Source organism: Candidatus Protofrankia datiscae (genome assembly GCF_000177615.2).
GTDB lineage: Bacteria > Actinomycetota > Actinomycetes > Frankiales > Frankiaceae > Protofrankia > Protofrankia coriariae.
Genome location: NC_015656.1, coordinates 3,657,928 through 3,669,688 on the forward strand (window position 1 = coordinate 3,657,928; position 11,761 = coordinate 3,669,688).

Annotated in this window: 9 protein-coding genes and 3 pseudogenes; 10 read left to right on the plus strand and 2 right to left on the minus strand. The window is 66.1% G+C overall.

The features are described 5' to 3' along the window. Positions 1-22: 22 nt before the first annotated feature. Positions 23-955, minus strand: a complete 933-nt coding sequence (locus FSYMDG_RS15200; RefSeq protein ID WP_050803555.1) for a DUF234 domain-containing protein — start codon at positions 953-955, stop codon at positions 23-25. Between the two features lie 431 nt (positions 956-1,386). Between FSYMDG_RS15200 and FSYMDG_RS15210 the strand changes: the two are divergent. From FSYMDG_RS15210 to FSYMDG_RS15250, 10 genes and pseudogenes are all read left to right on the plus strand, one after another. Beyond that, positions 1,387-2,405, plus strand: a pseudogene (locus FSYMDG_RS15210) (IS3 family transposase); the annotation flags it as partial. A gap of 123 nt (positions 2,406-2,528) precedes the next feature. Continuing rightward, positions 2,529-3,965 (plus strand): IS66 family transposase, encoded by a 1,437-nt coding sequence (gene tnpC, locus FSYMDG_RS15215; protein ID WP_013872683.1) that lies wholly within the window; start codon positions 2,529-2,531, stop codon positions 3,963-3,965. A 609-nt stretch (positions 3,966-4,574) separates the two neighbouring features. Then, complete coding sequence (nodB, locus tag FSYMDG_RS15220) at positions 4,575-5,303, plus strand: chitooligosaccharide deacetylase NodB (RefSeq protein ID WP_131772660.1); 729 nt, start codon at positions 4,575-4,577, stop codon at positions 5,301-5,303. A gap of 18 nt (positions 5,304-5,321) precedes the next feature. Next, the gene (nodC, locus tag FSYMDG_RS15225) at positions 5,322-6,635 is read left to right on the plus strand and encodes a chitooligosaccharide synthase NodC (protein WP_013874295.1); all 1,314 of its coding nucleotides are present in this window, start codon (positions 5,322-5,324) and stop codon (positions 6,633-6,635) included. Between the two features lie 153 nt (positions 6,636-6,788). Next, the gene (locus FSYMDG_RS15230) at positions 6,789-7,763 is read left to right on the plus strand and encodes a daunorubicin resistance protein DrrA family ABC transporter ATP-binding protein (RefSeq protein ID WP_013874296.1); all 975 of its coding nucleotides are present in this window, start codon (positions 6,789-6,791) and stop codon (positions 7,761-7,763) included. Further along, positions 7,760-8,695 (plus strand): ABC transporter permease, encoded by a 936-nt coding sequence (locus FSYMDG_RS15235; protein WP_013873071.1) that lies wholly within the window; start codon positions 7,760-7,762, stop codon positions 8,693-8,695. Before FSYMDG_RS15230 ends, FSYMDG_RS15235 begins: the two co-directional genes overlap by 4 nt. A gap of 128 nt (positions 8,696-8,823) precedes the next feature. Next, entirely contained in the window at positions 8,824-9,165 is a 342-nt protein-coding gene (locus tag FSYMDG_RS28630; protein WP_013871791.1) for a DUF6444 domain-containing protein, read from the plus strand. After that, positions 9,162-10,244, plus strand: a complete 1,083-nt coding sequence (gene tnpC / locus FSYMDG_RS15245) for an IS66 family transposase (RefSeq protein ID WP_013873072.1) — start codon at positions 9,162-9,164, stop codon at positions 10,242-10,244. The genes FSYMDG_RS28630 and tnpC (FSYMDG_RS15245) overlap by 4 nt, the downstream gene beginning before the upstream one ends. Positions 10,245-10,279: 35 nt before the next feature. Then, positions 10,280-10,438: pseudogene (locus FSYMDG_RS26325) on the plus strand (IS3 family transposase); the annotation flags it as partial. A gap of 170 nt (positions 10,439-10,608) precedes the next feature. Continuing rightward, positions 10,609-11,405 (plus strand): annotated as a pseudogene (locus FSYMDG_RS15250) (SAM-dependent methyltransferase). A 94-nt stretch (positions 11,406-11,499) separates the two neighbouring features. On the opposite strand, the gene FSYMDG_RS15255 reads toward FSYMDG_RS15250, so the two are convergent. Further along, a complete protein-coding gene (locus FSYMDG_RS15255; RefSeq protein ID WP_237702777.1) occupies positions 11,500-11,757 on the minus strand; it encodes a hypothetical protein in 258 nt (85 codons plus the stop codon). Positions 11,758-11,761 lie beyond the last annotated feature (4 nt).

The window sequence follows — 11,761 nt, forward strand, 5'->3', positions numbered from 1 at the left end:
CGGTCCTCGGGGACGCGGCTGCCTACGCGGGGTGCCCGTTTCGCGGGAGAGATCTCCACGCTGTCAGAAGATCTTCTGTGCCGATGGAATGGGCGGGAACACCGGCGACAGTACCCGTCCGGCTGATGGCGAGAAGTTCGGTCGACGTGTCAAAGCCCGGTACCGCGGTGACATCACGCACCAGCGCGGCATAGTCGTGCTGGTCGAACGGCTGCGTCGACTGCCATTTGATACTGCCGGCAAAGATTATCCGGTTCGCAGCCCCCTCCCGGTCAGCGCCGACCACGTCGATCTCGGGGTTGTTCTGCCGGTTCCACCAGCCACCGACGGCCTCCACCTCGGGCCAGCCGAGTTCCGGCGCCATACGCAGCAGAGCCTCCCGAATCAGCGGTTCCACCGCCCGGCCACGCCAGGCATACCAAGATCGCTTAACCTGCCGCAGCAGCAGATCCCCTCGCCCCCGTTCCACGAGCGGCAGGCCGGCTGCGAGATAGGCGAGATAGAAGCGGAGATATGGGTCGGCCACCCGATAACGGCGCTCCTTCGCTGCCGGCCTGGCCGAAAGCGGGGTGTCGACAGCAACCACACGTTTGGCTTCGAGCAGGCGCAGTGCGCTCGTCAGCGAACTCGCCGCCATCGGCTCGGCCCCGGCGGACGCCGCCGCGCGAACGCCGCTCCACGTACGTTCGCCGTTACCGATAGCGGCCAGCACCGTGCGGGCCTGGATATACCCTGGGAACTCGGCGGCGAGTGACCGTTCTCCCGAGACCAGCAGTGCGGACGTCGGGTCGGCGAGCGAGACAGCGAGGAAGCTCTCGACCGACTGGCCTGACCCCCATTCCTGGCATATCAGCGGCAGGCCGCCGGTAACCAGGTACGCGTCGATGGCTCCGGCAGCCGGCAGGCCGACCATGGCGCCGACTTCGGCCGGATTCAGCGGTGGCAGCACCACCACCCCCGGCAGAGGTCCCGCCGCGCCTCCCCCACCCGCCCGAGCAGCGCCTCAAGCCGAGCAAGCTCCGCGGACCGCCCGACGACCCACCCCCCGCCACACCTACTCCTCTCGCCCGAACTACAGTCCACTGTAGTTCACAGCGATGAAGTTACCTCCGACCACGCACCGCACAAGCAAGATCTCCAAGACCCGCCAAAGCGAACCAGCCGTAGACCGCACATCGCCCACAACCGAACACGGCGGCCCACGAACACGGCTTCAACCTGGAGCCCGACCAACTCTTCGCCACCCCACCCGGCCGCAGCCACCCCACCACCGCCCTGATCCACCTCGCCCGGTAGTCCCCCCGGGCCCGTACGCCGTGAGGTGGTCCCCGTTCTTCGGACAGTGATCCCTATGTGGGATAATTGATCCGTGAGCGGAGGAGATTGATGACTGAGTCCCGGAGGCGGTTCACGCCCGAGTACAAGGACGAGGCAGTGAAACTCGTCATCGATTCGGGTCGGCCGGTATCGGCGATCGCGAAGGACCTCGGTATCAACGAGGGAACCCTGGGGAGCTGGGTGGCCACCTGGCGTCGGGCCCACCAAGGCGAAGAAGAACCGCTGTCGATGTCCGAGCGTGCCCGGCTACGGGAGCTGGAGAAGGAGAACCGGGAACTCCGGATGGAGCGCGAGTTCCTCTCAAAAGCGGCAGCCTTCTTCGCGCAACGCCATCAGTGATCGATAAGTTCGAGCTGATCGCCGCGGAGAAGGACAACTACCCGATACGCAAAATGTGCCAGTGGCTCGTGGTGTCGACGTCCGGTTTCTACGACTGGTACCAGCGACCGGTGTCGTCCCGGACCCGCCGGCACACCACCCTGGACACCCAGGTGCGGGCGTTGTTCGCCGCCTCGCGCCAGACCTACGGCGCGCGGCGGATCGCCGCCGCTCTGACCGCGTCGGGCCAGCCCACCTCGGTCCGCCTCGCCCGACGGATCATGCGCCGAGCAGGGCTGAAGGCCTGCCAGCCCAGGGCCTACCGCCGCACCACGATCCCCGGCCAGGCGCCGGTGCCCACCGACCACGTCCGCCGCGACTTCACCGCCACCCGCCCCGGGGCCAAGCTCGTCGGTGACATCACCTATGTCCGTACCGGCGAAGGCTGGCTGTATCTCGCCACGGTCATCGACTGCTATTCACGGAAGGTTCTCGGCTGGTCGATGGCCAGTCACATGCGGACCGAACTCGTCGTCGACGCATTCACCATGGCCGCGTCCCGCACCACCCTTGCACCGAACGCGGTTTTTCACTCGGATCGCGGTACGCAATACACGTCCGACGCCTACCATCGCACGCTGGCACGACACGGCGTGCGACCTTCCGTAGGCGCCACCGGAGTGTGCTGGGACAACTCCGCCGCCGAATCCTTCTTTGGCACCCTGAAAAACGAACTCGTCTATCGGGAAATTGTAACTGGTCAGGTCTGGTAGATCGTTTGTTTTTGGTTTCCCGGCTGGCTGGGACTCCTCGATGGCCTGAAGGCCCGGGTCGTTGGTGCTGTGTGGTTGATCGGGCCGTAGGGTCCGGGTGTGTCGGATGGTCCGCCCGCGTCGCCGCCGGTGCCGTCGTATGACGAGCTCGCGGCGCTGGTGGTGAGTCTGCGGGCGCAGCTGGTCGAGACCGCTGCGGCGTTGGAACAGGCGCGGGTGCGGATCGCCGAGCTGGAAGCTCAGGTCGCGAAGAACTCGCGGAACTCGGCGAAGCCACCGAGTTCGGACGGGCTGGCGAAACCGCCACCGAAGTCGCTGCGGAAGAAGACCGGCCGCAGGCCCGGTGGGCAGGGCGGGCATCCGGGATCGACGCTGCGGATGCTCGCTGAGCCTGATGTGCGCCTGCGGCATGAGCCGGGGCCGTGTGCGGGGTGCGGGGCGGGGCTTGCGGGCCGGCCTGTGACCCGGACCGAACGGCGGCAGGTGTTCGACCTGCCCGAACTACGTCCGCATGTGGTCGAACATCAGCTCATCGAGCGGGAGTGCGGCTGCGGGACGCGGACGAAGGCGGCGGCACCGGCCGGGGTGGACGCGCCGGTGCAGTACGGGCCGCGGGTGGCCGCGGCGGTGGTCTACCTGTATTCCGGTCAGTTCCTGTCGCAGGAGCGGACCGCGACCGCGCTGGCCGAGCTGGTTGGGATCCCGATCTCGGCGGGCACGGTCGGTGCGATGACCGCCCGTGCCGCCGCCGGACTCGACGGCTTCCGTGACACCGTCCGGGGTCTGCTGGCCGCCGCCGACGTGATCGGGGCCGATGAGACGGGGCTGCGGGTCGCCGGGAAACTGCACTGGGTGCACTGCGCCCGCACCGACAAGTACACGCTGATCGACTGCCATGCCACCCGCGGCAGCGGCGGGATCGACGCCCTCGGGGTGCTTCCCGCCTTCGGTGGGGTGGTGGTCCACGACGCCTGGGCCCCCTACGACAGCTACACCGGCGCCACCCACCAGCTGTGCGTCGCTCACGTGCTGCGCGAACTACAGGCCGTCGTCGACGCGGCCCCGACGGGAACCTGGTGCTGGGCCGCCCAGGCAGGCGACGCGCTCGTCGCCCTGCACCGCCTCGCCGTCGACGCCGCCACTACCGGCGTCACCATCGACGAGCAGGCACCGGCCACCCAGACCCGGCAGCTGCGCCACGCCGCTCACATCGGGATCAGCCAGACCTCGCCGCGCGGCACGAAACTCATGGCCGCCCGCCATGCCCTGGCCTGCCGGCTCGTCGACCGCGAAGCCGACTACCTTCGGTTCACCCGCGACTGGCGGGTTCCCGCGGACAACAACGGCTCCGAACGCGACATCCGCATGATCAAACTACGGCAGAAGGTATCCGGCTGCCTACGCACGCTCACCGGCGCCCGCCAGTTCTGCGCGATCCGCAGCTACCTGTCCACCGCCACCAAACACAGCATCAGCCTGTTCGACGCTCTCGTCCAACTTGCCGAGGGCCGTCCCTGGATGCCCGCGATCAGCTAACTCAAGATCAAAAACTACCTGACTAGTTACCTTCAGCTCAAGCCGGCGGTTTTATCGGCGTGTCGCCGCCAACACGCCGAGGGGTGTTGCTGTAGCATTAAGAGCTCATATGTGTAAGAAATCGGGGTCAACTTCACAGACTCCTCTCAGCGTTCGTGACGCACTGCATCCGGGCCAAGGAGCTACGGCGTCGCCGGAACCTGGAAAAACGCACGTTACAGTGGTCCCGGTCGCTGGAACTGACCAGCGGAGCGTCCGGGTTGATCGCCGCAGCCGGCTGTCGGTGGCGCTGACCAGGCCCGATATTGTTCCCGGCCACGATCGCGGCCAGGTCCTCGTCGATGCGGCGGTCGCCCTCGGCGGCCAATCGGTCGCTAAATAATCTGATTATTTTGAATAAGCTATATTTTTGCCCGACCCAGCCCCACCTGATTCATCGGGACAGCGAGCGAAGGAGATCGAGCGGAGTTGCCGGACGGACAGACCGTGGCATCGACCACCACGGGAACGACCACGTGCCCGCAGGCCTACGACGACCGGCGGACCGAGGCACGCCGCACTGCAGCGGCCCTGCGCGCGCACGCCGGGACACTCATCGCCACCGCGACGATGACGATCCGCTCCCGGGCCCCGGTCAGCATCTCCACCCCGCTGCGGCTGGAGTCCGAACCCGGCCAGATCGACAGCCGCAAGATCCGAATCGAAGAGGGCAGCCGAGACATTTTTTTGACGTTCGATGACGAACCGAACCCTTTTTGCACACCGCAGGTACTCGATGTGCTCGCGGAGCACCGGGTAGTCGCCACCTTCTGCGTGATCGGGGAGTATGCGGCCAAGCATCCCGAATTGATCCGGAGAATCGCCACGGAAGGCCATGGCCTGGCCAACCACACCATGACCCACCGAGACCTGTCCCGATGCGAGCCGGGCGAGGTTCGACGGGAGATATCCGACGCGAACAAAGTCATCAGGACCGTTTGCCCGCAGGCCTGCGTGCATTACCTGCGAGCGCCGTACGGCGCCTGGACCGGCGAGGCCCGGGCGGCGGCGCTGTTCGGACTGGAGCCCCTGAACTGGTCGGTGGATCCGCGCGACTGGTCACGTCCCGGCGCGAATGTGATCGTCGAGACGGTGCTGACGTGCATCCGGCCGGGCGGAGTCATTCTTCTGCGTGGCGGGTGTCCGGCGGATGAGTGGCCGAGTGGCAGCCGCACCGGGCTGCGTGAACGGACAGTCATAGCGCTCCGCCGGCTGATTCCGGCGCTGCATGAGTACGGGTTTGTCTTCCAGCCGCTTCCCGCCCCGTCCGTCCATTCGCCGATCAGCAGGCCGGTCTGACACCCTCCGGAGGTCCTGATGTCGACCGCGGTGAGCATTCTCTCCACCGCCAACATGATCGTCCCCTCGTCCTATGCCACCCTCGCCATTGGTTATCAGGGCGCGAAGACGTTTTATGCCCGGCGCGCGTACCGGCCGACTACCACGCACCACGCAGACCCCTGCGACAGTCTGCCGAGTGTGGACGTGATTATCCCCTGTTACCACGAGGACCCGCTGACCCTGGCAGCGTGCCTGCGTTCGGTCGCGGCACAGGACTACCAGGGTGAGCTGCGGGTCTACCTCGTCGACGACGGCTCCACAAATCGCGACCGCCTGGAGCCCGTTTACGACACCTACGCCGGCGACGCGCGGTTCACCTTTCTGCTGCTCCCCCACAACGTCGGGAAGCGCAAGGCACAGGTCGCGGCGATCCGCCGGTCAGCCGGTGACCTGGTGGTCAACGTCGACTCGGACACCACCATCGAACCGGATGTCGTGCGTAAGTTGGCGGCGAAGATGACCGATCCGGCCGTTGGAGCGGCCATGGGCCAGATGGTCGCCCGCAACCGACGTGCCACCTGGCTGACCCGGCTGATCGATATGGAGTACTGGATCGCCTGTAATGAAGAGCGGGCGGCCCAGGCTGAGTTCGGCGCTGTCATGTGCTGCTGCGGGCCGTGCACGGTCTACCGTCGCTCCGTCCTCCTTCAGGTACTTGACCAGTACGAGACCCAGCTTTTCCGGGGGAGGCCGAGCGACTTCGGTGAGGACCGTCACCTGACCATTCTCATGCTCAAGGCGGGCCTGCGTACCGAGTACGTTCCGGACGCCACGGCGGCGACGGTGGTACCCGAACGACTTCGGCCATACCTGCGCCAGCAACTTCGGTGGGCGCGCAGCACATACCGCGATACGTTGCTGGCCATACGCCTGCTGCCCCGGCTCGGCCGCTATCTCATGCTGGACGTGGTAGGCCAGAACCTCGCACCGCTGTTGCTCGCCCTGACGGTGCTGACCGGATTCGCGCAGGTCGCGGCGACGGCGACAATACCGTGGTGGCCGATCCTGGTGATCACGGCGGTGACCTTGATCAGTTGCTGCTGCGCGGCCTGGCATACCCGCCAGGCGAGGTTTTTCGCCTTTGCGCTGCACACCTTTATCAATATCTTCCTGCTACTCCCGCTGAAGGCCTACGCGATCTGTACCCTGAGCAACGCCAGCTGGGAGTCCCGCGTCATTCCGACCGCTGCCCCAGGTGGTTACGAAAAACGAGCGCCGACGGCCGTACTGCCCACGCAGCCCGTGCCTGCGCCTAATTCCGCCTCCACCACCTCCCCGCTGTCATCGTGAGCTGTTGGGAGACCCGGCTGGTGCCGCCATACAGAGCAGCCGGTGAGGCGGCGCCGATGGGAGCGACCCCGCTCCAGGAGTCTGGATACTCGAAGACTGGTAACAGGTGAGATCGCAGGCAGGCGCGGGGACAAGTCAGAAGGGCATGGGCTGATGGATAATGGGATCCACACCGAGAATCTGACCAAGAAGTACGGGGCGGTGTACGGCCTGCACGGCCTGAACCTGCAGGTTTCGGCCGGGAGCGTACTCGGGCTGCTGGGCCCGAACGGGGCCGGCAAGACCACGACTGTGAACATACTGACGACGCTTTTGAAACCGGACGGTGGCAGTGCCTGGGTGGGGGGCTTCAACGTGGCCCGCCACCCACTGCAGGTACGGCGCCGGATCGGCGTCTCCGGCCAGGAAACCGCTGTGGAGCCCCTGCTTACCGGCGCGGAAAACCTGGAGCTGTTCGGCCGGCTGCATCGCCTCAGCCGGCGGCATGCCCGCGGGCGGGCCCAGGAGCTGCTGGAAATGTTCGATCTCACCGCGGCGGCCGGGCGACTCGCACGAACCTACTCGGGTGGCATGAGACGCCGCCTCGACCTCGCCATCAGTTTGATCAAGCGACCCTCGATTCTGTTCCTGGACGAACCCACCACCGGACTCGACCCGCGCAGTCGCACTGCCACCTGGGATCTCATCAGGGAGCTTGTCGGCTCCGGCGTGACGCTCCTGCTCACCACCCAGTACCTGGAGGAAGCGGACCAGCTCGCCGACCTGATCGCCGTGGTGGACCAGGGCTGCCTCATCGCCGAAGGCACCGTGGAAGAACTGAAGACCCGAACCAGCGACGACCGCATCGAGATCGTCCTGCGCGACCATGAGCTGCTGCCTCTGGCCGCGACCATCCTCGACCGTTTCGCAACGTCGGAGGCTGTCGTCACGCGATCGGAACGGCGGATTGCCGTCATGGCACCGCACAAACCAGGCCTGCTGACGCAGGTGCTGCGCGAGATGGACGTCGCGGCGATCGAGCTCGAGGACGTCGAGTTGCGCCGGCCGACCCTCGACGACGTCTTCTTTACCTTGACGGGGCGCCCCATGGACGTCAAGGCTCAGCACGAGATGGCTACGGTGGAATGAAGCCGAATACAATCATCGACGGCGCCGCCGCATCGAACGGTGAGAAGCAGGTCGTCGCCGGTCGTCATCGGAGCACGCGGTCACATCACGTCACCCGCGGCTGGGCCGGGCCAGGGAAACCGGAGGGGATCATCCCTGTCACGTTCCTCATCGATGTCTACCTGTTGACCAGGCGTCTGCTGATGCGCATGCCGCACCAGCCCGACCTCATCGTCTACAGCATCGTCCAACCAGCCATCTTCACCTTAGCGATGATATATCTCTTCGGCAAGGCCATCACACTTCCCGGCGAGGCCGACTACACGGATTTCGTCATCGCTGGGCTGCTGGCCCAAACGGTCGTCATGGGCGCCGCCTCGGCCACGTCCGGCGGAATCGCCTTCGAACTATCCCAGAAGACGATCGACCGGCTCCGTACGCTCCCCCTGTCCCGGCTAGCCATCCTCGCGGGTTGCACCAATGCCGGCGTCATAAGGGCCTTCATCACGGTGTTCGTGACGACAGTGTGTGGGCTGGTGGCCGGGTGGCGTGTGCAGGCCGGGCTGGGCAACGCGCTCCTCGCATTTCTTATTCTGCTGCTGTTCGGTCTGGCAATGAGCTGGGTGGGAGCGCTGATCGGAGTGTCGGTCAGCAATCCCGAAGTGGCCGCCGGAGCGGGTACCGTCTGGCTTTTTCCGGTCATGTATCTGTCCAATGCGCTCACCCCGATGAGCGCCATGCCAGGCTGGCTCCAGCCCGTCGCCGGGTGGAACCCGTTGTCCGCTGTCACGACTGCCTGTCGTCAGTTGTTCGGAAATCCGACGGCGTCCGGTGCCGAGAATATCTGGCCGGCTGATCATCCGATCCTGGCATCGGTTTCGTGGTCACTGGCGATAATGCTGGCCACCGTGCCGCTGACCGTTTGGAAATTCGTGCGGCGGACAAGCAGATGAAGCCCAGGTGTAACTGGTCAGGTCCCGTAGATCGTTTGTTTTGGTTCCTCGGCTGGCCGGGTGTTGCCGGTGACACGGCGAGCCGGGCTATTGGCGGGCTGTGGTTGACCAGGTCGTAGGGTCCGGGTGTGTCCGATGATCCGCCCTCGTCGCCGCCGGTGCCGTCGTATGACGAGCTCGCGGCGCTGGTGGTGAGCTTGCAGGCGGATCTCGCGCGGGCGCTGGAGCGGATCGCCGAGCTGGAGACGCAGCTTCAGAAGACGTCGCGGAGCTCGGCGAAGCCGCCGAGCTCGGACGGGCTGGCGAAACCACCGCCGAAGTCGCTGCGGACGAAGACCGGCCGGCGGCCCGGTGGGCAGGACGGGCATCCGGGATCGACGCTACGGATGGTCGCCGAGCCTGACGTGCGCCTGCGGCACGAGCCGGGCCGTGTGCGGGGTGCGGGACGTCGCTTGCGGGCCGGCCGGTGACCCGGAGCGAACGCCGGCAGGTGTTCGACCTGCCCGAGCTACGCCCGCACGTGGTCGAACACGAGCTGGTCGAGCGGGAGTGCGGCTGCGGGGCACGGACAAGGGCGGCGGCGCCGGCGGGGGTGGACGCCCCGGTCCAGTACGGGCCGCGGGTCACCGCTGCGGCGGTCTACCTCTATTCCGGCCAGTTCCTGTCGAAGGACCGGACCGCGACCGCGTTGGCCGAACTGGTCGGGATACCCCTGTCGGCGGGCACCGTCGGCGCGATGACCGCCCGCGCCGCCGCCGGACTGGACGGCTTCCGTGACACCGTCCGTGATCTGCTGGCCGCCGCCGACGTGATCGGGGCCGATGAGACCGGGCTGCGGGTCGCCGGGAAGCTGCACTGGGTGCACTGCGCCCGCACCGACAAGTACACGCTGATCGACTGCCACCCCCACCGGGGGACCGCAGGCATCGACGCGCTCGGGGTGCTACCCGGCTTCGACGGGGTGATCGTCCACGACGCCTGGGCACCCTACGACAGCTATACCGCCGCCACCCACCAGCTCTGCCTCGCCCACGTGCTACGCGAACTCCAGGCTGTGGTCGACACCGCTCCGGCCGGGACCTGGTGCTGGGCCGCCCAGGCCGCCGACGCTCTCGTCGCCCTACACCGGCTGGCAGGCGACGCCGCCGCGACCGGCACCCCGGTCGACAAGCAGGACCTGGCCACCCAGACTCGGCTGCTCCGCCACGCCGCCCACATCGGGATCAGCCAGACCTCCCCCCGGAGCACGACGCTCATGGCCGCCCGCCACGCCCTGGCCTGCCGGCTCGTCGACCGCGAAACCGACTACCTGCGTTTCACCCGTAACACGCGGATACCGGCGGACAACAACGGCTCCGAACGCGACATCCGTATGATCAAACTACGGCAGAAGGTATCCGGCTGCCTCCGCACCCTCACCGGCGCCCGCCAGTTCTGCGCGATCCGAAGCTACCTGTCCACCGCCACCAAACACGGCATCCCCCTGTTCGACGCCCTCGTCCAACTCGCCGAGGGCCGTCCCTGGATGCCCGCAACCAGCTACACGTAACTCAAGATCAAAAACTACCTGACCAGTTACGGGAAATTTACCTAACCCGTCGTGCCGCCCGCAGTGCGATCGCCGAGTACATCGAAGTCTTCTACAACCGGCAGCGACTCCACTCCACCCTCGGCTACCACACCCCGGAACACGTCGAACGTCTCTACCTGACGAGTCGGACATCAATACCAGAGGCGGCGTAAAGCTGATATAGTCCAGTTATCGCGTGTCCGTAGAATGGGCAGCACCTCAGCCGCGCCCCCACGGCGTCATTCGCCGCTGCCTCGACACACTGCAGCCCGCCCCGGATTCCTGTGGAATCATAGGGGCACACCCTGTGATTCCGCTCGTTTCCCAGCGCCAGGAACCGTCCATGAGTACCGATGACCAGGCGGCGGCCGAAGCCAATCCCCGCTTCAATCCATACGTACCGCACGGTGCCAGAATCTGGAACTACTGGGTCGGTGGGAGGGACAACTTCGCGGCGGACCGAGAGGTCGCCGAGGCCGCCATACGCGCATATCCCGGCATCGTGGCCATCGCCCGGGAGTCCCGGAAGGCGCTCGTGCGGGTCGTTCGCTTCCTCGTCGAAGAGGCAGGCATCCGCCAGTTCCTCGACATCGGTACCGGACTGCCCACGGAGAACAACACGCATGAGGTCGCCCAGCGGATCGCCCCGGAGAGCCGGATCGTCTACGTCGACAACGATCCCCTGGTTTTAGTGCACGCCCGCGCCCTGCTGACCAGTACGAGCGAAGGCGTCACAGCCTACATCGAGGCCGACGTGCGCGAGCCGGAAAATATTCTGGCGGGGCGGCCGAGACCCTCGACTTCGACAAGCCGATCGGCCTGATCCTGTTCGGCGTTCTCGGCGCGGCCGTCGCCGACACGGACGAAGCCCACAGCATTGTTCAGCGGCTCCTCGCGCGGACGGTCTCGGGGAGCTACGTCGCCATCAACGACAGTGTGCGCGGGGAGGCGGACAAAGCAGCCGAGGTGGTCGCGGAAGGCGGATACAACTATACGGTTCGCTACTTCGAGGAGATAGCGCGGTTCTTCGACGGCACGGAGCTCGTCGAGCCGGGTCTCGTCTCGAACTCGCTGTGACGCCCCGACAGGCCGGATCCGGAACCGCTGCCATCCCACTGCGGCGTCGGGCGGAAACCGTAGACGTTCGTTCGGGGACGTCCCCGGAAAATCCCGACCCGCCCGTCCGCGGGACAACTGGACGTGCCCAACCCGCTTCCAGCGGAATCAACAATATTTAACCCTCGGTAAACTTATAGGACTCCTCTCCGATCCTGTCCACTTCTTCCTCGCCAAAAATATCCTCAAGCGCGTCACCGATCACTCGTCTCAGACGAGCCAGGCGACGGCCCACGTCACGGTCGACCACATATTTGAGGAGTAGTGTTGAATCCTGGCTTCCGCTGCCGATCCGGGAGCCTATCCTGTCCAGCGCGACAACGAATTCATTCAGATCACGAAAGGCATCAGTAGCGTCATTGACACCGATCGTCACGACG

What these genes read in the sequence shown, in the direction of transcription:
- nodB (WP_131772660.1), top strand. Translation starts at nt 4,575, where the DNA reads ATGACGATCCGCTCCCGGGCCCCGGTCAGCATCTCCACCCCGCTGCGG.
- FSYMDG_RS15230 (WP_013874296.1), top strand. Translation starts at nt 6,789, where the DNA reads ATGGATAATGGGATCCACACCGAGAATCTGACCAAGAAGTACGGGGCG.
- FSYMDG_RS15235 (WP_013873071.1), top strand. Translation starts at nt 7,760, where the DNA reads ATGAAGCCGAATACAATCATCGACGGCGCCGCCGCATCGAACGGTGAG.
- nodC (WP_013874295.1), top strand. Translation starts at nt 5,322, where the DNA reads ATGTCGACCGCGGTGAGCATTCTCTCCACCGCCAACATGATCGTCCCC.